This is a genomic window from Gordonibacter pamelaeae (genome assembly GCF_003340385.1).
Lineage (GTDB): Bacteria > Actinomycetota > Coriobacteriia > Coriobacteriales > Eggerthellaceae > Gordonibacter > Gordonibacter pamelaeae.
The window spans coordinates 492,324-516,384 of the sequence record NZ_PPTS01000001.1; the positions used below are offsets into that span (position 1 = coordinate 492,324).

23 protein-coding genes and 1 tRNA gene are annotated in these 24,061 nt (G+C 68.4%); 21 read left to right on the top strand and 3 right to left on the bottom strand.

All coding sequences use genetic code 11. From position 1 onward, the window contains the following. Nucleotide 1 precedes the first annotated feature (1 nt). The 3 genes from C1877_RS02105 to C1877_RS02115 are packed head-to-tail and all read left to right on the top strand — an operon-like array spanning nucleotide 2 to nucleotide 4,772. A complete protein-coding gene (locus C1877_RS02105; protein WP_181813773.1) occupies nucleotides 2-2,236 on the top strand; it encodes a hypothetical protein in 2,235 nt (744 codons plus the stop codon). Then, the gene (locus C1877_RS02110; protein ID WP_041239560.1) at nucleotides 2,233-3,348 is read left to right on the top strand and encodes a HEAT repeat domain-containing protein; all 1,116 of its coding nucleotides are present in this window, start codon (nucleotides 2,233-2,235) and stop codon (nucleotides 3,346-3,348) included. The genes C1877_RS02105 and C1877_RS02110 overlap by 4 nt, the downstream gene beginning before the upstream one ends. Next, complete coding sequence (locus tag C1877_RS02115; protein WP_114568226.1) at nucleotides 3,345-4,772, top strand: glycosyltransferase family 2 protein; 1,428 nt, start codon at nucleotides 3,345-3,347, stop codon at nucleotides 4,770-4,772. Before C1877_RS02110 ends, C1877_RS02115 begins: the two co-directional genes overlap by 4 nt. A gap of 193 nt (nucleotides 4,773-4,965) precedes the next feature. Here C1877_RS02115 and C1877_RS02120 read toward each other — a convergent pair whose 3' ends face one another. Then, complete coding sequence (locus tag C1877_RS02120; protein WP_114568227.1) at nucleotides 4,966-5,571, bottom strand: sugar O-acetyltransferase; 606 nt, start codon at nucleotides 5,569-5,571, stop codon at nucleotides 4,966-4,968. Nucleotides 5,572-5,628: 57 nt separating this feature from the next. Continuing rightward, nucleotides 5,629-8,769 (bottom strand): ABC transporter ATP-binding protein/permease, encoded by a 3,141-nt coding sequence (locus C1877_RS02125; RefSeq protein WP_114568228.1) that lies wholly within the window; start codon nucleotides 8,767-8,769, stop codon nucleotides 5,629-5,631. Between the two features lie 239 nt (nucleotides 8,770-9,008). Between C1877_RS02125 and C1877_RS02130 the strand changes: the two genes are divergently transcribed. Further along, complete coding sequence (locus C1877_RS02130; RefSeq protein ID WP_114568229.1) at nucleotides 9,009-10,244, top strand: hypothetical protein; 1,236 nt, start codon at nucleotides 9,009-9,011, stop codon at nucleotides 10,242-10,244. A 195-nt stretch (nucleotides 10,245-10,439) separates the two neighbouring features. Next, complete coding sequence (locus C1877_RS02135; RefSeq protein WP_114568230.1) at nucleotides 10,440-10,955, top strand: ferritin; 516 nt, start codon at nucleotides 10,440-10,442, stop codon at nucleotides 10,953-10,955. Between the two features lie 137 nt (nucleotides 10,956-11,092). On the opposite strand, the gene C1877_RS02140 is transcribed toward C1877_RS02135, so the two are convergent. Beyond that, nucleotides 11,093-11,167: transfer RNA gene (locus C1877_RS02140), tRNA-Val, on the bottom strand. Nucleotides 11,168-11,545: 378 nt separating this feature from the next. Here C1877_RS02140 and cpaB point away from each other — a divergent pair. The 16 genes from cpaB (at nucleotide 11,546) to C1877_RS02220 (ending at nucleotide 24,012) form a co-directional block, all read left to right on the top strand. Further along, entirely contained in the window at nucleotides 11,546-12,220 is a 675-nt protein-coding gene (gene cpaB / locus C1877_RS02145) for a Flp pilus assembly protein CpaB (protein WP_114568231.1), read from the top strand. Beyond that, nucleotides 12,217-13,509 carry a CpaE/TadZ family protein gene (locus C1877_RS02150; protein WP_114568232.1) on the top strand — a complete coding sequence of 431 codons (1,293 nt, stop codon included), beginning with the start codon at nucleotides 12,217-12,219 and terminating at the stop codon, nucleotides 13,507-13,509. The genes cpaB and C1877_RS02150 overlap by 4 nt, the downstream gene beginning before the upstream one ends. Further along, a complete protein-coding gene (locus tag C1877_RS02155; RefSeq protein WP_114568233.1) occupies nucleotides 13,497-14,822 on the top strand; it encodes a TadA family conjugal transfer-associated ATPase in 1,326 nt (441 codons plus the stop codon). The genes C1877_RS02150 and C1877_RS02155 overlap by 13 nt, the downstream gene beginning before the upstream one ends. Then, entirely contained in the window at nucleotides 14,792-15,775 is a 984-nt protein-coding gene (locus tag C1877_RS02160) for a type II secretion system F family protein (protein WP_114568234.1), read from the top strand. The genes C1877_RS02155 and C1877_RS02160 overlap by 31 nt, the downstream gene beginning before the upstream one ends. After that, nucleotides 15,772-16,779 carry a type II secretion system F family protein gene (locus C1877_RS02165; RefSeq protein WP_227154944.1) on the top strand — a complete coding sequence of 336 codons (1,008 nt, stop codon included), beginning with the start codon at nucleotides 15,772-15,774 and terminating at the stop codon, nucleotides 16,777-16,779. The genes C1877_RS02160 and C1877_RS02165 overlap by 4 nt, the downstream gene beginning before the upstream one ends. Before the next feature lie 77 nt (nucleotides 16,780-16,856). Next, on the top strand, nucleotides 16,857-17,102 hold the full coding sequence (locus C1877_RS02170; RefSeq protein ID WP_015539998.1) for a class III signal peptide-containing protein: 246 nt from the start codon (nucleotides 16,857-16,859) through the stop codon (nucleotides 17,100-17,102). Nucleotides 17,103-17,158: 56 nt separating this feature from the next. Beyond that, nucleotides 17,159-17,326, top strand: coding sequence for a hypothetical protein (locus C1877_RS02175; protein ID WP_227154943.1), 168 nt, complete (start codon nucleotides 17,159-17,161; stop codon nucleotides 17,324-17,326). A 30-nt stretch (nucleotides 17,327-17,356) separates the two neighbouring features. Beyond that, a complete protein-coding gene (locus C1877_RS02180; RefSeq protein WP_114568235.1) occupies nucleotides 17,357-17,932 on the top strand; it encodes a TadE/TadG family type IV pilus assembly protein in 576 nt (191 codons plus the stop codon). Then, nucleotides 17,929-20,103: a molybdenum cofactor biosynthesis enzyme gene (locus tag C1877_RS02185; RefSeq protein ID WP_227154978.1), complete on the top strand. Its 2,175-nt coding sequence runs from the start codon at nucleotides 17,929-17,931 to the stop codon at nucleotides 20,101-20,103. The genes C1877_RS02180 and C1877_RS02185 overlap by 4 nt, the downstream gene beginning before the upstream one ends. Then, on the top strand, nucleotides 20,094-20,534 hold the full coding sequence (locus C1877_RS02190; RefSeq protein ID WP_227154942.1) for a TadE/TadG family type IV pilus assembly protein: 441 nt from the start codon (nucleotides 20,094-20,096) through the stop codon (nucleotides 20,532-20,534). Before C1877_RS02185 ends, C1877_RS02190 begins: the two co-directional genes overlap by 10 nt. Nucleotides 20,535-20,563: 29 nt before the next feature. Further along, entirely contained in the window at nucleotides 20,564-20,995 is a 432-nt protein-coding gene (locus C1877_RS02195; RefSeq protein WP_114568237.1) for a hypothetical protein, read from the top strand. A 2-nt stretch (nucleotides 20,996-20,997) separates the two neighbouring features. Beyond that, nucleotides 20,998-21,462 carry a DUF192 domain-containing protein gene (locus tag C1877_RS02200; protein ID WP_015539997.1) on the top strand — a complete coding sequence of 155 codons (465 nt, stop codon included), beginning with the start codon at nucleotides 20,998-21,000 and terminating at the stop codon, nucleotides 21,460-21,462. Further along, a complete protein-coding gene (locus tag C1877_RS02205; RefSeq protein WP_114568238.1) occupies nucleotides 21,459-22,313 on the top strand; it encodes a hypothetical protein in 855 nt (284 codons plus the stop codon). The genes C1877_RS02200 and C1877_RS02205 overlap by 4 nt, the downstream gene beginning before the upstream one ends. Further along, on the top strand, nucleotides 22,310-23,206 hold the full coding sequence (locus C1877_RS02210) for a peptidase A24 (protein ID WP_114568239.1): 897 nt from the start codon (nucleotides 22,310-22,312) through the stop codon (nucleotides 23,204-23,206). Before C1877_RS02205 ends, C1877_RS02210 begins: the two co-directional genes overlap by 4 nt. Nucleotides 23,207-23,273: 67 nt before the next feature. Further along, nucleotides 23,274-23,507: a hypothetical protein gene (locus C1877_RS02215; protein ID WP_015539996.1), complete on the top strand. Its 234-nt coding sequence runs from the start codon at nucleotides 23,274-23,276 to the stop codon at nucleotides 23,505-23,507. Beyond that, nucleotides 23,494-24,012 (top strand): hypothetical protein, encoded by a 519-nt coding sequence (locus C1877_RS02220; RefSeq protein ID WP_147274495.1) that lies wholly within the window; start codon nucleotides 23,494-23,496, stop codon nucleotides 24,010-24,012. The genes C1877_RS02215 and C1877_RS02220 overlap by 14 nt, the downstream gene beginning before the upstream one ends. Nucleotides 24,013-24,061 lie beyond the last annotated feature (49 nt).

The window sequence follows — 24,061 nt, forward strand, 5'->3', positions numbered from 1 at the left end:
TGTGAAGAAGTTCATCGTGGCATGCTGTTGCATCTTCGTTGTTGCGGCCCTCGGGCTGTACGCCTACTTCTACGAAGGAGTGTTCATCGATCTTGATCCCGACAAGCCGGTCGAAACCTGGACGGTGCAAGACGGGAAAACCATCTACGTCAACCAAGGAGACGGACTCGAGGAGTTCGAGATTCGCGGCGTGGATCTAGGTGCGGGCATCCCCGGCCACTTCGCCACCGACTACGCCATCGACAAGGAGACGTACCTGCGGTGGTTCCAGCAGATCAAGGACATGGGCGCCAATACCATCCGCGTGTACATCCTCTTGGGAACGGACTTCTACGAGGCGTTCTACGAGTTCAACAAGGACAATCCCGATCCGCTTTACCTCATTCATGGCGTATGGATCGACGACTACGTGCAGAATTCCCACATGGACGCTTTCAACGCAGAGTACCTTACACGTTTCAAAGAAGATATCCGTACGGTGATCGACGTCATTCATGGACAGCGTCTGATCGAACTGGGGCATCTGTCCGGTACGGGCAGCTACACGAAGGACGTTTCGCCGTGGGTACTCGGGTACCTGCTGGGCGTCGAGTGGGAAGCGCGCACGGTTGCCTACACCGACCTCGAAGAAGTCGGGCGCAGCGTGTACGAGGGCGCGTACCTTAAGACGACGGCCGATGCGACTCCTTTCGAGGCTATGCTCGCCGAGGCGGGCGACGAGGCGTTCCAGTACGAGTCAACGCGGTACAAAGAGCAGCGTCTGGTGGCTTTCAGCAACTGGCCCACCACAGATCCCTTCGACTATCCCGAGGCCCTCAAAACGTTCTACGAGAAGTATGCAAGCGTCAATGTGGAGAACATTGTTGCCAGCGACGCGGTGTTGTCGGGCATGTTCGCTTCATACCATATCTATCCATACTATCCCGATTACCTGCGCAACCTGGCTGAATACTACACCAGTACCGATCCGCAAGGAGAGGTGAACACCTACTACACCTACCTGAAGCTCATCAACGAGCATCATTCGATTCCCGTTGTCATCTCCGAGTTCGGCGTACCCACCTCGCGCGGTGTGGCACAGATCGACGCGAACACGAATCGCAACCAAGGGGCCATGAGCGAGTTGGAGCAGGGGGAGGCTATCGCACGCTGCTACCAGAACATCATGGATGCCGGATGCGCGGGCAGCATCATATTCTCATGGCAGGACGAGTGGTTCAAGCGAACGTGGAACACCATGGCCAACGTCGACCTATTGAAAACGCCGTATTGGAGCGACTACCAGACGAACGAGCAATTCTTCGGCTTGCTGTCGTTCGATCCAGGCAACGAGCGCAGCGTGAGCTACGTTGACGGCGACGACGAGGAGTGGGCGGACGACGATGTGATAGGCGAATCCGAAGGCCGTACCCTATCCATGAAGTATGACGAGAAGTTCCTCTACTTCATGGTACGTGGAGACGACGTCGGACCGGGTTCCAAGCTGTACCTGCCCATTGACACGACCCAGAAGACGGGTTCCACGGCCAGCGCCGACCCTGCCGTGTCGTTCGAGCGTGCCTCGGATTTCCTTGTCGTCCTCGATGGGCAAGACGACAGCCGCGTGCTCGTGCAGGAGCGTTATGAGGTCATGCGCGCCACGTCGCTGCTGGCGACGACGGGAGAGGACCCTTATGTCTCCCCGCCTGCCCCCGACACGGACACGTTCAAGCACATCGATCTGGTCCTGCAGACGCTCACCGACTACACGCAGCTCGAACAGGCCATCGTCGAGGACATGAACCTGGGCGAGAACGAGTTCTTCTTCCAAACCTACGAGACCGGCAAGCTCACCTACGGCGATGCGAACCCCTCGCACGAGGCCTTCGACTCGATGGCCGACTTCTGCTATGGCGACGGGTTCGTGGAGATCAAGCTGCCGTGGCAGCTGCTAAACTTCTCGAACCCCTCCGAGATGCAGATCCACGATGACTATTACGAGCATTACGGCGTGGAGAACATGCAGATCGATCGCATGTACGTGGGCGTGGGCGACGGTTCCGACGGGCAGGCCATCCCGTTGTTCGAGAAGCCGCTCAAGGGCTGGGGCACGAAGGTGACGTACCACGAGCGCTTGAAAGAGAGCTATTACGTCGTGCAGCGCATGTGGGCCGAGGGCGTGGCGCCCGAGGATCTGTGGCGCGTGGACGCGGGGGCCGACGAAGCGGTCCCCGCCGGGGCGGACGGCGCGTTGTGAAGATCGAGTGGCTTATAGCGTTCTACCTGTTCATCAGCGTGATGATGACCGTGTTCAACTTCGGCTACCTAGCCTACGAGAAGGTGCACGCGAAGCGGTTCGACGCCCGGACGAAGCGCTTCGCGGTGCTCCTGGGCCAGGAGATCGAGCGCAACGCGGAGTTTCCCACCGAGGATCACAAGCGCACGCTCGAGCGCGCGATGCGCCGAATGGCCGGCATGGAGTCGTTCGACCTGACCATGGGGCACCTGCTGCGCGAAGATCCCGACAAGAGCGAGCGCTACCTGCACGGCATCGCCACGGTGTTCGACCATCTCACGTACCTCTTCGCGAAAAAGGACGACCTGCACCGCGCCTACTTTGCTTACATCGTGAAGCGCTGGTACCGTGAACGCCCGGCCGGCAACACCGTGGAGCAGGCGCTCCTGCGCTACGTGCGCGAAGGGTCGTTCTATGCGCGGCAGAACGCGCTGGAGGCGCTTTCGCAAATGGGAAGCGCCCGTGCGCTGGCCGAGGCTATTTCCACGCTCGAGCGCGACGGCGAGTTCCACAGCCCCAAGCTGGTCACGGAGGCGGCGCTCGCGTTCGCGGGCGAGGCGGCGGAGCTGGAGGCCGAGCTCAAGGAGCGCGTCGGGCGCTTCAGCCCCCATACCGTCGCGGCCCTCGTCAACTACCTGCGCATGGCGGACCTCGGTGACCTCGACGTCGTCCTCTCCCTCATGCGCGACGAGCGGGAGGACCTTGAGGTGCGCCTCGCGTGCATCCGCTACTTCATGCGCCGGCGCTGGCCGGCCGCCGAGGCCGACCTGCTCAAGCTCGCCTCCGATAACGATCCGGCGCGCTGGGAATACCAGGCCATCGCGGCTACGGCGTTGTCGAACTATCCCGGCATGGAAGCTGTCGAGGTGCTGAAAGGGTGCCTGTCCAGCCCGTCGTGGTTCGTACGCAACAACGCGGCGAGGACGCTGTACGACTACGGCCTCACGCTCGAGGACCTGGACGACGTCGTGAACGGGTCCGATGCCTATGCGCGCGACATGCTCGCCTACCATTGGGAGCTCAGGCGCGTAGAGGCGGAGGAGCGCAAGCGGAAGGAGGCGGGGCCGGCATGATCGCCACCACCGTGACAGCGGCGTCCTTCGTGCAGGGGTTCCTGTACTTCGTAGGCGTGTTCTTCGTGCTGTACCTCATCGGGTACTCGACGTTCCTGTTCCTGTCGGTGACGGTGGGATCGTCCATCCTGTACCGTCGCAAACGCGAGGCGCACTACAAGAGCACGCTTGAGGTGGACTGCTACGTGCCCATCACCATCATCGTGCCCGCGCACAACGAGAGCGTGACGGTGGAGAGCTCGCTGCGTTCGCTGCTCAACCTCGATTACACGCTGTACGAGGTCATCGTCGTGGACGACGGCTCCACCGACGATACCGCGCAGGTGGTGGTGGACGCCTTCGGCCTGCATCCCATCGAACGGCCCATCCGCCGGCAGGTGCCCTGCGCACCCGAGCTTGGCGTATGGTACGGGCGTGTGGGGCGCGTGCCGGTCACGCTCATCTCCAAGGAGAACGGCGGCAAGGCCGATGCCCTGAACATGGGCATCAACGCCTCGCAGTACCCCTACTTCATCTGCATCGACGCCGACTCCGTGCTGCAGTACGACTCGCTGCGCGAAGTGTCCGCGCCGCTCGTGGAGCACGAGAACGTGGTGGCCGTGGGCGGGCTCGTGCGCATCTCGAACGGCATCCGCATCAAGGACGGCCGCCTGACCAACTACTCGCTGCCGAAGAAGATCATCCCCGCCATGCAGGTGCTGGAGTACGACCGCTCGTTTTTGTCGGCGCGCATCCTGTTCGACCAGTTCAATGGTAACCTGATCATCTCGGGGGCGTTCGGCCTGTTCCGCAAGGACCTGGCCATCGCGTGCGGCGGCTACGACCTGGACACGGTGGGCGAGGACATGGAGCTGGTCACGAAGCTGCACGTGTTCTGCCGCACCAACGGCCACGACTACCTGATAAAGTACGCACCCGACGCCATCTGCTGGAGCCAGGCGCCCGAGACCCTGCGCGACCTCGTGCGGCAGCGCCGCCGCTGGCACGCGGGCCTGTTCGAGACCATGACGAAGCACTGGCGCATGTTCGCCAACCTGCGCTTCGGGCTGGTGAGCTTCTTCTCGTACACGTACTTCCTGATCTACGAGCTGCTCTCGCCGGCCATCGAGCTGTTCGGGCTGCTCACGGTGGTGCTGGCCGTGGCATTCAACTTCATCAACATCCCGTTCATGCTCATGTTCTTCGGCATCTACGCGGTGTTCGGGGCGGTGATGTCGCTCACGGCGTTCTTCTCGCGCGTGCAGACCCGCGACCTCAAGCTCTCGCTGCGCGACGTGGCGAAGGCGCTCCTGCTGTCGCTCTTCGAGGTGACGGTGCTGCGGTTCGTCCTGGCCACCACTCGTATGTTCGCGCTGCTGGGCTACCGTAGGAGCGACCGCCGCTGGGGCAGCATCAAGCGCCAGAAGATCGACGCCGAGAACTGAGCGTGTGTGCGGCCGCCGCCTTCGCATCGAGCAGCACGCCCAGGTAGTCCAGCATCATGTTGGGCGTCCACACCGCCCCCGATGCCGTGCTGAAAGCGCGCGAGCTGGGGCTGTTTTGAACCGAGTGCCTGCTGCTCTCTGTTTGTTGGTGGCCCCGTGCCCTCCAGTCGGGATTCCCAGATGGCGGGATTAGTCAGTTGTTCTCTCGCGCTACGCGACAAGGGTTGCCATAAGCAACCATGTTCGCGGGGATGTCGCACGTGACCACGCTGCCGGCCCCAACGACCACGTTGTCGCCGATGGTCACCCCGGGTAGGATAATGGCTCCGCCGCCAATCCACACGTTGTTCCCTATGGTCACCGGCGCGCTCTGCGTTTTGCAGAACGCGATGCCGCCATCCGCATGCAGAGCGCCGAATCGTTCGCGGGCGTTTGTGGGATGGAAGGCAGTGTAAATCTGCACGTTCGGCGCTATGAGCGCGTTGTCGCCGATGCGAATGACATTGGCATCAAGAAACGTGCAGTTCAGGTTCACTTCGCAATTATCGCCGAAGAAGATGTTCTCGCCGTAATCGACGAAAAACGGCGGCGTGATCCACAGGCCTTCGCCGAAGCCGCCCAGAAGCTTGCGCAGCAAGGCCTCTTTGCGCGCAGTATCCTCCGAAGCTGTTTCGGCGAAGGCGCGCGTGAGATCCTTGGCGCGATGCCACCGCGCGAGCAACGCCGGATCTCCGCAATCGTACAGCTCCCCGGCTAGCATGCGATCGTGCTCGTTCCGGGCTTCGTTCTGGCTTGCCATGCGAGAGCTCCTTTCTCCGAAGAGGGGGAGGGCGACTCCAAGCCGCCCTCCTGTCAGCTACTCGCTTCTCAGCGCCTCCACAGGGTCTTTCCTGCTGGCGGCGCTCGAGGGGATGAGGCCGGCCAGGAACGTGAGGAACACGCTGATGGCGATGAGGATGAGGGCCGCCTGCCACGGCAGGGAGGCCACGTTCGCCACGTCGAACAGCGAGTACACGATGGCGTTGGCGGGTATGCAGGCCAGCGTGGTCAGCCCGATGCCGATGACGCCGGCCGTGAAGCCCACGATGATGGTCTCCGCGTTGAACACGCGGCTGATGTCGCCCTTGCTGGCGCCGATGGAGCGCAGGATGCCGATCTCCTTCTTGCGCTCGAGCACGCTGATGTAGGTGATGACGCCGATCATGATGGACGACACCACGAGCGAGATGGCCACGAACGCCACCAGCACGTAGCTGATCATGTTCACGATGTCGGTGACCGAGGACATGAGCGTGCCCACGAAGTCGGTGTAGGTGATGACCTTGTCCTCCTGGCCGTCGGCGGTCATACGCTCGTTGTAGCCGTCGAGGATCTGGATGACCTTCTCCTTGCTCTCGAAGTCGATGGGGTAGATGTCGATGCCGCCCGGCTTGTTGAGGTCGGCGTAGCCCAGCTTCTTGAGGTTGTTGTCGTAGGAGGCCTCCTCGGTGCTCATGAGCGACATCATCAGCTCGCCGAGGTCTTCCTCGCTCATGTTCATCTGGAAGGCGTCTTTGAACTTGTCGGGATCGATGGACATGGCGGAGGCCATGTTGTTCGCCATCTGGTTCATCGACTGCTGCAATGCAGTGGTGACCTGGGCTTGCAGTTCGTTCGCCATGGCCGTCATGTAGGTGGTCATGGTGGTTTGCACGTAACTTTGCAGGGCGGTTGCCAGCTGAGCCTTGAGGGCGTCTTGATCGATCATGCCCTGTACGCCGGCCATGATCTGGGCTTGAATTTCGGGCTGGCTCATCCATTCCTGGGCGCTCTTCGGCGTGGCGTTAGGATCGTATGATGGATTGGCGCTGCCATCGGGCAGCAAGGGGGAATTGTTTTCATAAAAGCCTTTTAGGTAGCCCGCATAACCCTCCATAAGGTTGGACATGAGGGTGCTGACCTGATCGACCGGCAGATCGATATTGAGCGAACCGGCTATCTCGTCCATGTTCGGCTCGGGGACGGCGGGCATGTTCTGCAGGCTGCCCTGGAGGTTCAGGGCGTTGGACATGTCCACGGACAGCTTGCTCTGGTCGATGGTGAACGCGGCCTGGATGGCGTCGCCGTCGATGGTGAACAGCGACTCCATGTTGAAGCCGCTCTCGTCGGCCTCCTCGTCGTCGAAGGACTTGCCGGTGAACACGTTGGTGTCCGGATGCGCCAGCTGGTCCTTCACGATGGCGCTGTTCGCGGCCTGGTCGATCACGTACGTGGTCAGCGAGGCGGGGTAGTTCAGGCCCGAGCTCAGCATGGTGGCCGTCGCGTCGTCGCGCGGCTGCACCACGCCCACCACGTTGATGTCCTCGCCGTTCTTCACCAGCTCGCGCATGTAGTCGGTGTCGTCGGTCTTGTCCTTCCACACGTTGAACTCGTCGTCGCGCTGGTAGTAGTCGACGGCGTTCACCAGCTTGAACGAGACGTCCAGGATGTCCTCGTAGGAGGGGTCCTGTATATCGGCGGGGGCCTCGATCTCCTCCTCGGCGGCGAACTTCTTCACCATATCGTCCAGCTCGGCGGGATCGCGCAGGCCCAGCGTGTACAGCATGAGGTCGCTCATGCCGCCGTTGCCGGTGAGCACGAGCACCACCTCGTTCGGGCTCTCGGGCCAGCGCCCGGCCTTCACGTCGTACTGGTTCTGGTAGAGGTCCGGATCGCTCGGCATCTCGTAGAACGTGTCGGTGCTCATGGACATGGACATGAGGCTGTTCGAGCTGGTGGACGATCCCAGGCCCAGCGCCGAGAACGACTTGTCGGGGTTCACTTGGCGCAGCTTCCCGGTGTTGGAGCTGTAGATCTGCGGAGCCACGTTGTAGGTGTACTCGATGGCGTTCGTGTACTGGTCGATGTCGCTTTCGCCGGAATCGAGGTACTTCTTGAGCGAGGCCAGGTCGTTCGAACCGATGCTCGACACTATGTTCGACACCATCTCCACCACGTGGACGGAGTCCTCGGGCTTGTCCGCGGCGTCGCCCGATGCCTCGCTGCTTTCGCCTGCCGCGCCGAACATCATCGACGTCATGTCGAAGCCGGTGCTCTGGATCTGCAGCGGGTACTCGGAGAGCGTCTCCTCCTCCACCGACTTGATGTAGTTGTTCACGCCGTTGGCCAGCGCCAGGATGGCGGCGATGCCGATGATGCCGATGGAGCCTGCGAACGCCGTCATGAGCGTGCGGCCCTTCTTCGTCATGAGGTTCTTGAACGAGAGCGCGAGTGCGGTGAAAAACGACATCCTCGTACGGCGCGCGGGTTTCTCGCTTTCGCGCAGGTCCTCGGCGGTGGGGACGAACGGGTCGGTGTCGCTGCGGATGACGCCGTCGGAGAGGTTCACGATGCGCGTGGCGTACTGCTCGGCGAGTTCGGGGTTGTGCGTGACCATGATGACCAGGCGATCGTTCGCGATCTCGGTGAGCAGGTCCATGATCTGGACGCTGGTTTTGGAGTCGAGCGCGCCGGTGGGCTCGTCGGCCAGCAGGATCTCGGGGTCGTTGATGAGGGCGCGGGCGATGGCCACGCGCTGCATCTGGCCGCCGGAGAGCTGGCTCGGCTTCTTGTTCACGTGGTCGCCCAGGCCCACCTTCTTCAGGGCCTCGATCGCGCGCTCGCGCCGCTCGGCGCGCGACACGCCCGACAGCGTGAGCGCCAGCTCCACGTTGGAGAGCACCGTCTGGTGGGGGATGAGGTTGTAGCTTTGGAACACGAAGCCGATGCGGTTGTTGCGGTAGGCGTCCCAGTCGCGGTCCTTGTACTCGTCGGTGGAGATGCCGTCGATGACGAGGTTGCCCGAGTCGTAATGGTCGAGGCCGCCCACGATGTTGAGCAGCGTGGTCTTGCCCGAGCCCGAGGGGCCGAGGATGGCCACGAACTCGTTGTCGCGGAACGACACGGACACGTTGTCGAGAGCGGTCTGGGTGAAATCGGCGGTGGTGTAGGACTTGCATATATTGAGCAGTTGCAGCATGAGGTGCCTTTCGGGCGCGCTTCGCCAAGGAAGCGCAGGTGTAACGCAATGGTTGATGGTTCGTCAATCATGGTCGATTCTCCTGCTTCCTTGCGGCGAGAATCCTCAATCTTCACCGAGTTTACCGAACGGTTACCTTTGACGAGCGGTTTCTGCCGGGCCTATTTCGGAATGCCCCCGGGCGCGTTGCCGCTTTGCCTTATAATGTGTGGTTCGAATGGAGGAAGGAAAACGTCACGATGAAGGCACTCGCGCGCGCATGGTCACCAGTGAGCCTTGCGCTGTCCTGCGTCCTTGCGAGCATCGCCCTGTGCCTGCATGCCGACAACATCCTGCTGTTCGCGCTTGAGAAGACCGGCGCCGCCGACTTGTTCGTCTGCGCGTTCCTTGGCGGGGCGGCGGCGCTTTGCCTGGCCGTGGCCGTGTCGGCGCACGACGATGAGCAGCGAAGGTGGTCTATCGGCGTGGGATTGGCGAGCGCCGGGGCGGGCATCGTCTTCGCGCTGCTGCTGGACGCGCTGCCGGCGCCGATGGTGTCCGTGTGCTCGGGCGCGCTGCTGGGCTTCGGCCTGACGTGCCTGTTGCGACAATGGGGGCGCTTCTACCGTTCTTTCACGTTCCAAGGCGCGCTGCTGAACACGGGACTGTCGTTTCTGCTGTCGTCGCTGTGGTGGTTCGCCATGGTGCACGCCGGGACGCCCTTCCTGTTCTGCCTGGGGCTCATCGTGCTGGTGCTGAGCGGCGGCCTGCCGCTTCTGGCCAGCGACATCGTGCGCGCGGACGAGGTGAGGGCCGGGCTGCGCGACCGCGAGGAGCGGTGGGTGCCGTACGTGTCCATCTGGCAGGTCATGCGCCAGGGATGGGCGGCCGTGGTGGGCCTCATGTTCAACTTCTTCGTCATCGGGCTGACGTTCTGGTCGCTGGCCGCGGGCCTGGGCTCCGGCATTGTGCCGAAGCCCTTGGCGTACGTGCTGGTGGCCGTGGTGGTATGGCGCGTCGCCGTGCGGGTGCGCGAGCCCCAAGGCGGCATGCTGGAGGCGTTCTACCGCGTGGCGCTCCCCGTGGCGGCGACCTTGATGCTGGCCAGCCCCCTGTTGTCGGGGCTGTTCCCCGGCGTGGACGGCATGGTGCTCTCGGTGCTGTCGTACGTGGGCGTTGCGACGATCAACGTCTTGGGTCTCGTGGTGCTGTTCTGGTCGGCGAAGAGCTCCGAGGTGGGGTTCTCGAAGATGTTCGCCGCGTTCTGCGCCAGCTGTGCGGCCAGCTTGGCGCTGGGCATGCTGACGTTCCAGCTCTTGGGGCCGGAGGCCTCGCGCGGGTTCGCGCTGGTGCTGCTCGTGGCCTACCTGGCGGCGGTGCTGCTGGGCGAGGTTTGGCGGGCCGCCACGCGCGCGCGGGCGGCGGAGCCAAGCGAGCCGGCCGGCGAGCCCGCGTGCGACTGCGAGGCGGTCGATGCCCTGGAGGGCGGTGACTGACGGCTGCGCGACGACCGGGTGCCGAAGCCTCCCGAGCCGTGCGGTGCGATGGCTCGGCGCCGGACGATCCTGTGCTGATTCTGGGAGTCCTTCCCCGGCGGTTCCCCCTTATCGCGAAGGGGGAGTATCATTGACGCCGACAATGATGGTTGCTGCGGCGCCGGTGGGCGCGCGGCGGGACTCCAAGGAGGAATCGTGGACGAGCGAGTGTACGAGCTGCTGAACGACCAGATCAACAAGGAACTGTATTCCGCCTACCTTTATATGTCGTTCGCTGACTACTACGAGGACGAGGGGCTGTCCGGCTTCGCCAACTGGTACATGATCCAGGCGGCCGAGGAGCGCGACCACGCCCTGATCTTCCGCAAGTACCTGCTGGACAACGGCAAGTCCGTGCAGCTGAAGGGCATCGACCAGCCCGACAAGACGTTCTCGTCGTACCTGGGGCCGCTGGAGGCCGCGCTCGAGCACGAGAAGTACGTGACGAGCCTGATCAACGACATCTACGGAGCCGCCCACGACGTGAAGGACTACCGTACGATGAAGTTCCTGGACTGGTTCATCGAGGAGCAGCTGGAGGAAGAGACGAACGCCGAGGACATGATCACGAAGATGAAGCTGTTCGGCACCGACGCCAAGGCGCTTTACGACTTGGACCAGGAGTATGCGGCGCGCGCGTACTCGATGCCTACGCCGCTCGCGAACGCGTAGCGCGCGGGCACGCCTCCCGGCAAACGGGCGGGGTGCATGATTGAGGGTCGGGCCCTGTTAAGGGGCTCGTGGGGGCTCCCTGCGGGGAGCTGACGAAAAAGGGTCGCAGGCTTTATGGCTTGCGACCCTTTTGCTTTTGGTGGGCGATAACGGATTCGAACCGCTGACCTTGTGCGTGTAAAGCACCTGCGCTCCCGCTGCGCCAATCGCCCTTGGCCGCGTCGTCTCGGATGACGGCGGGTCACTCATTCTCCCACAGAATGCTGGTTCGCGCAATGCGGCACGCGTCTTGGGGGGCGTGCCGCCGGAACTGGCGGGCGCTTCCCCGCGTCCGGCCGCCAGCGGTCGCGCTGCGGGTTTTCCACCGTCGGCTATCGGCGCGGAGAGCCCGCGCGGCTGCGCCTTAATCTGGGGCGTTAGGTTTCCGCTTGATCCGTGCTTGATCCATGTTGGAACCGTGCATGGTTCCAACGGTCGGGGTGCTGGAAACGTGCAAGGTCGGGGCGGTTTCGCGCGGGGTGCCCTGACGGTTCCCCGGCAAGGTTGCGGATGCATACTGGAGGCACGGAATCCCGGATGCGGAGGTAACGATGAGACGAAGGAAAACCATGGTGGCGGGCATCGCCTGCGGCGTGCTGTGCGCGGCGTGCGTCCTCGCCTATCTGACCAGCGTGCGCGGCGAGGCGGATGCCGCCCGTGCAGAGGCGCTCGCCCGGTACGGGGGCGAGCAGGTCGAGGTGTGCGTGGCGCGGCGCGACGTGGCCGCGGGCGAGAAGGTGGACGCGGCGGCGGTGGAGACGAGGCTATGGGTGGCCGACCTGCTGCCCGCCGATGCCGTGCGTGCTGCGGGCGACGTGGTGGGGCGCACGGCGACGTCGTCCATCCTGGCGGGCGAGGTGCTGTCGACGAGACGGTTCGGCGAGGCATCGACCTCGATCGACGTGCCGGCAGGGTTCGCCGCGCTGAGCGTTCCGGCCAAGACGGTGCAGGCCGTGGGCGGCGCGTTGGCGCCGGGCTCGCGGGCCGACCTGTACGCGTCGGGCGACACGGCGACCGCGGCGGTGGCGCGCGACGTGCTGGTGCTGGCCACGAGCGCGGGCGGAGCCGACGGTGCGGCCGCGGCCGACGTGACCTGGGTGACGGTGGCCGTGAAGCCGGAATCGGTTCAGGAGGTCATCGCGGCGTCGCGGAAGGCGGAGCTGTACTTCGCGCTGCCGGCTGCGGGCGAGGGCGCGGGCCTCGACGCGAGGGAGGGGTCGCTATGATGCCGACGATGGCGCTGTGCGCGGATGCGGAGAGCATCAGGCGGCCCGACCTCATCGGGCTTGCGGGCGAGAACCTGGCGCGGCAGGAATGGCTGCGGCTGTTCTCGTCGGGCGAGGAGGCGCGGCGGTTCCTGCGCGCGGATCGCAGCGTGGCCGAGGCGTGGATTGCGAGCTGCGACGACGTGGAGCCCATCAACCTGGCGGCCGCGCTCAAGCGCGACCGGGCAGACCTGCGCGTGTGCCTGCTGGCCTTCCAGGGAACCGGCTCGCTCATGAGCCGGGCCACGGCTGCCGGGATCGACGCGTCGCTCACGCGCCAGGCGTTCGTCGAGCGCTATGCGGCGGCGAAGCGCCGGCATGTGCCGACGGGCGACACGGCAGGGACAGGACCGGGAGCAGGGGCCGGTGCTCCGCGTTCGGCCGTGCGGTTCGCGCCGGCTCCGGCGCTGACTTCCCGGCCGCCGGTTTCGGGGCATCCGGCCTTCGTGCTGCCGGTGGTGAGCGGCTCGGGCGGTGCGGGCAAGAGCACGGTGGCCGTGCTGTCGGCGCTGTTCTCCCAAGGCTTGGGGTACCGCACGCTGCTGCTCGACTTCGACCTGCGCTTCGGCGACGCGCACGAGCTGGTGGGCGTGCCCGGTGCGCTTGCCGTGGACGAGGCGCTGGCGTCGCCCGCGCGGCTGGAGGGGCTGGCGCCCGACGGGCTGGTGCCCGCGGTGCTCGCCGCACCGAAGCGGTTGGAGGATGCGGAGGCGGTGGTGCGCGAGGCGCCGCGGTTGCTGGACGATCTGCGGGGCCGCTTCGACGTGGTGGTGGCGAACACGGGCGCGTCGTGGGCGGAGGAGCACGCGCTGCTGCTGGAGCGCTGCTCGAAGGCGCTGTTCCTGGTGGACCAGCGGCCCTCGTCGCTGCGTGCCTGCCGGCACGCGCTGGAGCTATGCTCCCGCTGCGGCATTGCCACGGGGCCGTTCCTGTTTGCGGCGAACCGCTGCGCAAAGGGCGCGCCGCTCACGTCCATCGACGTGTCGTGCGCCCTGCGCGGCGCGCCGGCGGTGGAGCTGCGCGACGGCGGGGGCGAGGTGGAGGAGCTTCTGGGAGCCGGGCAGCCGCTCGATCTCATCGCGGCGAAGAACGACCTGTGCACGAGCTTGGAGCACGTGCTCGTTGACCTGCTGCCCGGCTGCGAGGGGCGCACGCTCTCCCTGGCCGAGCCGAGCGGAGCACGCAGGGAGCGCCGGTTCGGCCGCGGCAGGCGCCGCGTGGGAAGGAGGGGTGCGCCATGTCCCTGCTAGAGAGGGTGGAGCGCGCGGGCAACGGTGCATGCCTACGCGAGGGGACGGAGGCCGCCTTGGGCCTTGATGCGCTGAAGGAGCAGGTGCAGGCGATCGTGTCCGCCGACGAGGTGGCGGCCCTGCAGGCGGAGAACCCCGGCCGCGCGCGCAGCGAGGTGCGCAGCGCCTGCCGCCGCGTGTTCGAAGGTCTGGCCTGGGCGGGGGTAGCGGTGGAGCAGCGTGCGCGGCTGGAGGGCGAGCTCTTGGACGCCGTGTTCGGCTTCGGCCCGCTGGAAGGGCTGCTCGCTGACGACGCCGTGACCGAGATCATGGTGAACGGCCCGCAGAGCGTGTTCTTCGAGCGCGACGGCCGGCTGTTCCGCAGCGAGCAGCGCTTCGCCGACGAGGGCCAGCTGCGCGCACTCGTGGACCGCGTGCTGGGGCCGCTCGGCCGCCGCATCGACGAGTCGTCGCCCATGGTGAACGCGCGCCTGCCGCAGGGCCACCGGGTGCACGTGGTCATCCCGCCGCTGGCGCTGGACGGGCCCGTGCTCACCATCAGGAAGTTCGCGCGGCGCGTGATGACCCTCGCTGACATGCAGGCGCTCGGGTCGTTCGACGGGGCCATGCGCCAGTTCCTGACTTGGGCGGTGCGGGCGCGCAAGAGCGTGGCCGTGTCGGGCGGCACGGGATCGGGGAAGACCACGCTGCTGAACGCGCTGTCGTGCGCCATCCCGCACGAGGAGCGCATCATCACGATAGAGGACTCGGCCGAGCTGCGGTTTCTGGAGCATCCGCACGTGGTGCGCCTGGAAGCGCGCCCGCGCAACGCGGAGGGACTCGGCGAGGTGACGATCCGCGACCTGGTGACGAACGCGCTGCGCATGCGGCCCGACCGCATCGTGGTGGGCGAGTGCCGCGGCGCGGAGGCGCTGGACATGCTGCAGGCCATGAACACGGGGCACGACGGCTCGCTCACCACGCTGCACGCGAACTCGCCGGAGGAATCGGTAGCGCGCCTGATGACCATGGTGCGCTACGGGGCGGACCTGCCTGTGGACGTGATCGAGGCGAACATCGCCAGCGCCATCGACCTGGTGGTGCAGACGGCGCGCGCCTTGGACGGCTCGCGGCGCATCGCGGAGGTGGTGGCGCTGTCCTACGATCGCGAGCGGCGGCGCTGTGTCGTGGAGCCCCTGTTCAAGTGCGGGGAAACGGAGGCGTGCGGGACATGGGCGGGCGCGCCGGCATGGGTTGCCGACCTGCCGTCGCGCGGGTGCGCCGGGCGGGAGGAGGTGGATGCATGGATGCGCGCATGCTGCTCGGCGGCCTGAGCGTCGGGCTGGCGTTCGCGTCGGCGGCGTTGCTGGCCTCGGGCGCGCGCGTGGCCGTGCCGCGCCGCCGCGACGCAGCGGGGCTGGCGCGCGGGGCCGAGGACGCGCCGCGTGCCGGGAGGTTGGCGTGGCGGCTCCGCAACGGCTTCGCGGCGGCGAACCCGGTTGCCGGGCGACTGTTGGCGAGCACCCGCGTGCGGCGTCTCGTGGACGAGGCCGTGCGGCTGTTGGCCGAGCGCCGCTACGTCACCACCGACCGGGCGCTGCTCTCCTGCGCCGTGGCCGCGTGCGCGGCGCTGGCCGTCGCGGCCTTCGCGGCGACGCGGAGCGCGGCGGGGGCGCTCGCCGTCGCAGCCTGCGCGCTTGCGGTGGCGGCCGGGTACGTGCGCGCGGCGTCCGACCGGAGCCGCGACGCTGCGCGCGACGCCGTGCCCGATGTGCTGCGGTCGATGGGGACGTGCTTCGATGCCGGCCTCACGCTGCAGCAGACGCTGGTCCAGGTGGCGGGTGAGACGGGCGGGCCCTTGCGCAGCCTGTTCGCGCATGCGGCCCATGTGCTGGACACCGGCGGGAGCGCGACGGAGGCGCTCGCAGGCCTGCGGCAAGGCTCCGGAGCCTCGGAGCTCGCGTTCGTCGCAGTGGCCCTGGACGTGCAGCACCAGACGGGCGGCAGCATGAGGCAGGTGCTCGACGCGGCGCGTGACTCCGTGGAGGGCGAGCTGTCGCTGCGGCGCGCGCTCAAGGTGCAGACGGCGCAGGCAAAGCTGTCGGCACAGGTGGTGAGCGTGATGCCGTTCGCGCTGGTGGCCGTGTTCTCGCTGGTGAGCGAGGACTTCCTGGCACCGTTTTTCGCCAGCGCGTCCGGCTGGGCGCTCTTGGCCCTGGCGCTGGGCATGCAGGCGGCGGGTGTGGGCATGGTGCGGCGCGTGCTGGCGGTAGGGGCGGCGTCGTGAGCGGGGCGGAGGGTTTGGCGGCCCTCGCCTGCGCGTTCGCCGGCGTGGCCGGCGCATGCCTGGCGCAGGAGGCGCAGCGTCGCCGCCAGGCGGCCGGGCGGCGGCGGGCGGCGCTCGGCCGGGCCGGCGCCGATGAGGCGCGCGGGGTGACGGCGGGCGGGTGCGCCGGGGCCGTCGTGCGCTATGCGGCGGGGCTGAGCCGACGGCTCGCATTCGGCGCGGCGCGGCCTATTGCCCTGCCGGGCCTGCCGGGAGGAGGCGGCCGACGGGCTGCGGCCCCGGCAATGCCGACGGCAGGCGGCGCGGAGGCGTCGACGGCCGCGAGCCGCGCCGGCTGGTTCGCGGCGCATGCGCGCAAGGCGGGCCTTGCCGACGAGGTGAGCCCCGAGGGCTTCCGCGAGTGCCGCGTGCGGCTGGCCCTGGGGTCCGCCGTCGTCGGTGGCCTGGTGGGGGCGGTGCTGTCGAACGAGCTCATGGTGCTGCTCGGCGGGGTGGGACTCGCAGCGGGCGCGCTGGCGCCGCGCTGGGCCGTGAGTGATGCGGAGCGGCGGCGTGCGCGGGAGGTGGAACGGCATCTGTCCGAGATGCTGGAGGTGACGGCCCTGGGCCTGCGCAGCGGCCTGTCGTTCGACCGCAGCTTCGAGCTGTACGGCACGCACTTCGAAACGCCGTTCGCGGAAGCCTGCGCGTCGGCGCGGCGCCGCTGGTCGCTGGGGCTCACGACGCGTGACGAGGCGCTGCGCGACCTGGCTGCGACGTACGACTCGGAGCAGCTCGCCCGCGTGGTGGAGAACATGGTGCGGTCGCTTAGGTTCGGCTCCTCGCTGGCCGAGAGCCTGGAGTCGGCCGCCGCGGAGGCGCGCGCCGAGCATCGGGCACGCCTGGAGGAGCGGGTGGCGAAGGCCCCGGTGAAGATGATGATGCCCACGGGCGCCCTCATCCTCCCGGCCATGCTGCTGCTGGTGCTGGGCCCGGTGCTGCTGGAGCTGGCAAACGGGTTCTGACGGCGGCGCGGCGGCGGGCGGGACGGGTGCGAAGGCTGCCCCGGGGGCCGGACTTGTTGAGACGAGAGGAGCGTTCGATGGAGAAGCGGATGGAAGCGGGGCGGATGGCGTGGGAGCGCTGGAACGAGCGGTTCCGGGCAGACCTCCTGCGTTGGGCGGCCGCCTGCCGGACGAGGCTCGTGCAGGCGAAGGGGCAGGGCACCACCGAGTACGCCATATTGGTGGGCGTGCTGGTGGTGATAGCCATCCTGGCCATCACGGTGTTCCGCCCGAAGCTGCAGGAGCTGTGGGATGCCATAGCCAGCGGCATCAACGGGCTGTGAGCGGCGGTCGCGCTTGGCCCCAGGCGGGGCCCGGCGACGAGCAAGGGCAGGGAACGGTGGAGTTCGCGCTGGTCACGGCCGGGCTGCTCGCGGTGATCGTGGCATGCGGGGCGCTTTGGCGCTCCTTTGAGGGAGGCCTGTTCGTGGGGCACGCGCTCATGGCGGCGTCGCATCACGTGCAGGGCGCCGCCCTTGGCGCGGTGGCGGACGTGTTCCTGTACTGACGGAAGCGGAGGAAAGGGAAAGGAGGCGGCATGGCAGGCCAGAATCCTCGGTTCGGGGGCGGGGCGCTGCGGGCAAGGCGAACGTGGCGGGCAAGGCGGAGCTTCGCGGGACGCGAGCGCGGGCAGGCGACGGTGGAGGCGGCGGTGCTCATCCCGGTGCTGTTCACGGCGTTGCTGCTGCTGTTGCAGCCGGGCATCCTGCTGTACGACCGCATGGTCATGCAGGGCGCGGCGGCGGAGGGCTGCCGGCTGCTCGCCACCAAGACCGCCGCACAGGGCGACATGGACGGCAGCTGCGAGGCGTTCGTGCGCCACCGCTTGGGCGCGGTGCCCCCGCACGACTGCTTCCACGTGCACCGCGGAGGCTGCAGCTGGGACATCGTGCTGGCGGGCGACGAAGGATCCCAGACGGTGAGCGTGACCGTGGGCACCGACGTGTGTCCGCTGCCGCTGCTGGATGCGGGAGCGGCGCTGCTCGGCATGACCGACGCGGCGGGCAACCTGCATCTGGAGACGACGGTGTCGCTTCCCGCGCAGCCCGCCTGGGTCGACGGTGCCGAGGCCGGCCGCGACCCGGCCGGGTGGATCGGGGCGTGGCTGCGATGAGCGGGAAGCTGTTGGAGAGAGGCGCGCACAAGCGCGGTCGGCGGCCATTCGGCCTGTTTCGCGACGAGGATGGGTTCACCACGGTGGGCGTGGCGTTGGCGCTGCTCGTCACGCTGGCGCTGGTGTTCACGTCGGCGCAGGTATACCGCGTGAGCTCGGCCTCGGCCGACGTGCAGGACGTGGCGGACGCGGCTGCGCTCGCGGCCGAGAACGAGGTGGCCGAGTTCATGATCGCCGTGAGGGTGTGCGATGCCGTGGTGCTCTCGCTCTCGCTCACGGGGGCGGCAACGGCCGGCCTGGGCGTGGCCGCGCTGTGCACGCCTGCGACGGCGGGCGCGTCCGAGGTGCTGCTGAAGGCCGCGCGCAAGGTGGTGGAGGCACGCGACGAGTTCGCCGAGAAGGCTGCCGCAGGGCTGAACCGCCTGCAGAAAGCGTTGCCCTTCCTGGCGGCCGCCAACGCGGCATCGACCGCCTCGGCGAACGACGGCGGCCCGATGGGCGCGTCGTACGTGGCGCTCGCCGTGCTGGTGCCGGCCGACGGCGAGGAGCTGGGCGTGGGCGCCGTGGAGGGCGCAGAGGGCTTGGTGGACGATGCCGAGCGCGAGGCGGACGGTATCCGCCAGGCCGCTGCGGACGCCGAGGAGGCGGCTCGGGAGGCGAATGCCTGGAAGGAGCGTGCGTTCCTGCGCGACTGCGGCGACGACCCGTCGTACTGCATGAGCGAGCGCGCCCGCACGCTGGCCGGCATGGCCGGGGCGGACAACCCGCGCTATGCGAGCGTCGATGCCTGGTCGTTCTCGGTGGCGCTCGACCGCGCCCGCGCGTACTATGCGCGCCGCCTGGCCGTGGAGGCCCCCGAGGGCTCGTCGACGGAGGAGCGGGCCCGGTCGGCCTTGCGCCAGCGCTTCTACGCCTATGCGGCCGACGAAGCGGGGCGCGGCTACGTGCGCGAGAGCGCCGACTCGTTCGACGCGCGCTTCCCGCACCTGCCGAAGAACACGGACGAGATGCGCGGGACGGCGCTGTACACGGAGGCGGTCTACCCGACGACGGTCGACGGGTCCGGGAACCTGGTCGTGCACGCCTGGCCCGGATGCCCCGGGGCGGGCGGTGCGGCGGGTGCGGCCTCCATCGCCCAGATGGAGGCAGGCGGGAACGCCCCATGCCCCGCCTGCGGTTTCACCGCCGCGAGCATGGGGAAGGTGGCCGCCGCCTCCACGTCCATCGAGAACGGCTTCGAGTATCACTACGAGGCCGTGGCGCAGGCCGCCGAGGAGTACCAGAGGGCGCGCGCGAAACTGGGCCCGCTCACGGCCGAGGTGAAGGGCAGGGCCGGCGGCCTGCTCGACCGCTGTCGGGATGTGCTGGGGCGTGCGGGCGGCATGCGCATCGACGCCGCCCCGCCGGGCCGGTTCGGCGTGGTGGCCTTCGTGGCGAACACGGCCGCGGCCGCCGCCTCCACCGGGTTTGCGAGCGGCTACGTGCACGAGGCCGGCTCGTTGGGCGCGCGGGCCGCCGTGTCGGCCGCAACGCTCCTGGCCGAGCCGTCGGACGAGGGCCGCAACGTGGTCTCGTCGCTGCTCGACGGCCTGCGGGAGAAGGGCGGTGCGGCGGTGGGCGCGCTCGGCGTGGTGCTCGATTGCTGGTCGGGGCTGCTGGGAGCCTACCTGGAAGGGCAGGAGGCCTTGGAGGAGGCGGTTGGGAACGCCGTGGATGCGCTGCCGTTCGCCAGCGCGAGCGGGTTGGGGACGTGGGCGGCAGGCGCCTTCAAGGCGGCGGTGGAGGCGCTGGGCCTCGAACCGGCAAAGCTCGACGCGCTCAAACCGGTCCTCGTGAACTCGGCGCACGTGGCAGGTGCGGACGGCTCGTCGTTCTCGGCGCGGTTCCTTGCCGTGAAGGCGCAGGCCGTGGCGCATCCTCTGGCGTCGACCGATTTGTTCTCGTCGGCCATCACGGCGGCGGAGGCGGCCGCCGTGGAGGCGATCGCGGGACTCGACGGCACCATCGAGATCGCCTCGGTGCGGCTGCTCGGCGACGAGGGGCCGGCCATCCCGGTGACCGTCGCGTTGCCGCAGGCGGCTCGCCAGGCCGCAGCGGGGTTCGCGAGCAGTGCGGCCGACGCGCTGCGCTCGTTGTACGCCCAGGTGACGGGGGTGAGGACATGGGAGTAGCCCGATCGGATGCACGCGAGCGCGGGCAGATGACGGTGGAGCTGGCCGTGGTGTTCCCGGTGCTCTTGGCGGTGGCGGTGATCGCGGTGAACGCGCTCCTTTTCTTCTCGGAGTGCGCGGCGTTCGACCGGGTGGCCCGCGAGGCGGTGCGCGTGCACGCGGCATCGCCGGCATGCGGGCAGGGGCTCGAGCAGAGCTGCGCGCTGGTCTCGCAGACGGTGGAGCAGGCGTTCGACCGCCCCTACGTGGGAACGCGCGTGGCGGTTGAGGGCACGGCTGGCGGCCATGCCCGCTTCACCGCGACGATCGAGTTCTCGCCGACGCTGTTCGGCCTGGGTTTGAAGTCGTCGGTGTTCGGGGTGGCCCTGCCGCACCTTGAGCATGCGGTGTCCCTGACGGTGGACCCGTACAAGCCGGGGGTGCTGCTGTGAGCGCGCCCGCGCGCCGCAGGCGCCGGGCGGTGGCAGCGCTTGTTCTGCTGCTGGCCGCGGCGCTGGCCGTGGACGTTGCGGGGAGGGCGGCCCGCCCGGGCGTGCTGAGCGAGGCGGCTGCCCTGGCAGTGGACGGTGCGCCTGCATCGCGGGAGTCGCTTCGGCTGCCCGAAGGCTTCGCCCAGGAGGTGGTGCCTGCGGAAGGCTGCGCCGGCCTGCGGGTGGGGGCCGGCGGATCGGTGGTGGGGTTCGAGGTGGAAGAGGAGCCCCTGCAGGCGTTCGACGAGATGGCGTGCCTGCTGGGCGATCGCGGGTGGACGGCGGTGCCCTCGGGCACCGGCACGGGCGGCTCGTTCGTGAAGGAGGCGGGGCGGTACCGATGGGCCTATGTCTCGTGCGTCAAGGCGGGGGATACGACGTGCGTCGTCGTGCAGTGCGCGGCGGCCGATGGGAAGGGATAGACATGGTTGAGGAAGCGAAGAGCGGGGCGCGGCACCGCGCTCCGGGCGGAAGGGCTGCCAGGGGCAGCGTGCCGAAGCCGGGACGCGACGCGTGCGAACGTGCGCGCATCCTGGTCTCTCCGAACGCGGGCGAGGGTGATCGGAGCGAGGCGCGCACGGCGCTCATGCTGGCTACGCGCACGCGGAGCAAGGCGGCGGGCCTGCTGCTCAGCGGCCCGAGCGACAAGGCGCTGCTGCTGGTGTCGTGCAACGACGTGCACACGGTGGGCATGCGCCATGCCATTGACGTGGCGTTCGTGGATCGCCTGGGGAGGGTGGTGGAGGCCCATCGCTCGGTCGGGCCGCTGCGCCGGCTGCGCAACGCCAAGGCCGTGGCCGTCGTGGAGCGCTTCGCCTCGTGCGATGCGCCGTGGTTTGCGGAAGGCGACCAGGTAGTGATATCCGGCGGAAGGGAGGTCGCCCGATGAAGACGTGTCCTGTGTGCCGGGCGCGCGCCTTCGAAGACGCCGAGGTGTGCTACGGCTGCCTGCACCGGTTCGATGGCGATGGCCGGGACTCTGCTGTGGCGGAGGAAACGGCCTGGGAGCCCGCCGATGCCGTGCAGCGCGCCGCATCGGCGCCACCGAGCGCGCAAGCGCAGCTCCAGGTGCCGTCAAATGTGCAGATGCAATCCCGGGTGCCGGTAAGCGCGCGGGCGCAATCCCACGTGCCGGCAGTTCCGCGCACGCGGCCTGCGATGCCGTCGGGCGCTGCTCCTGCCGCAGGAGATCCCTCCGCTGCGGACGTTGTCCCCTTTGCGGGAGACAGCGCCTGCAGTGCGGGCGAGCCGCCTGCCCGCCTCCCGTCGGCCTCGCGGCCGAGCGCGGCGGGATCCGCCTGTGGAACCGGCGGTCCTCTCGTCCCGGGAGACGCGAAGCGCTCCGAAGGCGCCGCACTCCACGCGCGACCCGCCTTCGGGCTTCCCGCGCAGCCGTTCGACCGCGCCGGCTGGATCGTGCGCTTCGAGCTGCCCGGCGGCGTTGCGCATGCGTCCGCAGCACCTGGCGAAGGCGCCCTGCCGGCGGAGGCGTGCGGAACCCTCCCGCTTGGCGGGGAGGCGGGCTCCGGGCCGCTGTCGTTGGTGGTCAGCATCTGCCCGCTGCTCGAAGGGGAGGGGGCTGCCGCCGTGCCGGCTCCGCGCGATGCACCGATGGCGGGCGGCCGCCTGCTCGGCGGGGACGTGCCGGCCGACGATCCTGCATCTGCGGCCCTCGCCGGCAGGCGGGGCAGGCATGCCGGCCTCCCCCTGGCGGCGGCTGCCGAAGGGGCAAGGCCATGAGCGCACCGTACGTCATTGCGGCGTCCATGATCGGCTGCGCGTTCGGTTGGCTTCTCGTCCCCTGGGCGAGCGATGTGCTGCTGCACCGGGTACGGGATCGGGCGGACGCCTGGTGGGCCGAATCGCTGGAGGCCTACCGCGCGTTCAAGCGCGATCATCCCGAGGACGAGCCGTCCAGCTCGGCATCGGGCACCGAGGGGGCTGTCGGCATATGGCGCGACGAGGCGTTCGTCGCAGGCTTGGCGGGATCGCTCACCGAGGAGCGCTTGCAGGCGCTCGCCGCAGCCGGGTTCAAGGTCGGGGGCCTGGAAGCGGCGGGGACCGCCGACGAGCGTCGCCGACGCTACTCGTTCGAGCCTCGCCCTCGATCCCGCATGCTCTGCGCGGCGGCCCTCGGCACCGCGTTCGCCGTCGTGGCGACCATCGTCCCGGGCGTGCCCGCCGCCGCGATGCTGGGCATCTGCGCGTCGGCCATGGCCGTGTCGGTCGTCTGCGACCTGCGAGCGCGCGTCATCCCGCTCGAGGCGTGCGGGTTGGTGGCGGTTGCGGGCACGGCGTTCCAGCTGCTCGCCTGCGGCCCCGCGGGCGCGGCGGCCGGCTTGGGAACCGCGCTCTTCGTGGCAGCGGGCTCGGCGCTGGCGAACCGCCTGCTGGGAGCGCGCTGTCCCGGCGGGGCGGTGGGGAGGGGCGACGTGCGCTGCATGGGGGCGCTGTCCTTGGCGACGGGCGCCGGCGCCCTGTGCGGGTTCGCGGCCTGCTATACGCTTGCGGGCCTCGCAGCCTTGGCCGGGTGTGCGGTGGGGAAGCTGAAGCTGGGCGACGGCATGCCCATGGCGCCGTTCCTCTCGGCATGGCTTGCCTGCGGCGCGGCGGTTGGCGCGGCATGGGCGTGAGCGCGCGATTGTGAGAAGGCAGGACCCGAACGGGCCTGCGAAAACGTGAGAGAAGGGAAGCTCCATCATGAAACAGGGAAAGAACCGGTCCTATCGGTGCTGCAAGCTTAGGGCGCTCGTCGTGCGCGGCGAGGAGAACGGCGGGTCCGAGATCGTGCAGACGGTCATCGTGCTCGGCTTCGCCGTCGGCCTGGGGGCGGCGCTCATGCTGCTGCAGGGCAACATCCAAACGGCCATCACCACCGCCGGCACGAACATCACCGACCTGTTCTCGAAGGTGACGAACGGTGCGGCGAAGTAGGAGTGCCAGCCGATCCGAGCGCGGCGGCAGCGTCGTGGTGGCCGTGGCGGCCATGCCGCTGCTGCTCGCGTTCCTGTTCGCGGCCATCGACCTGGGACGCGTCGCGTTCTTGGGCGCCGAGGCGAGCACGGCGGCCCATGCCGTTTGCCGGTGCGTGGAGGCGGCCCCTTCTGCGGCGGGCTCCCCGGACCGGTTGCGGGAGGCCGCCCTCGAGGCGGCGCCGTCGCTGGGCGCTGCGGAGCTGGAGCTGTCCGCGGCCGCCGAGGTGGGCGATGCCGTGGAGCGGGAGATCGCCTACCGGTTGCACGACGATGAGGACGGCTCGTTCGCCGTCCGTACCCTTCGTGCGCGCACGCGCTCGGTGGCGGTGGAACTCACCGTGCGAGCGCGCTACCTGACGCCGCTCGGCTCGCTGCTCTCCGAAAAGGGGGCCGATCCGGCGTTCGCGTGCACGGCCAGGGCGTGCGGGTCTATCGACGAGACGGCGCGGGGGGAGGCGGCATGAGGGCTTGGGGGGACGTTGGGAAGAGCGTTCGGTTCAAAGCCGGCGCCTC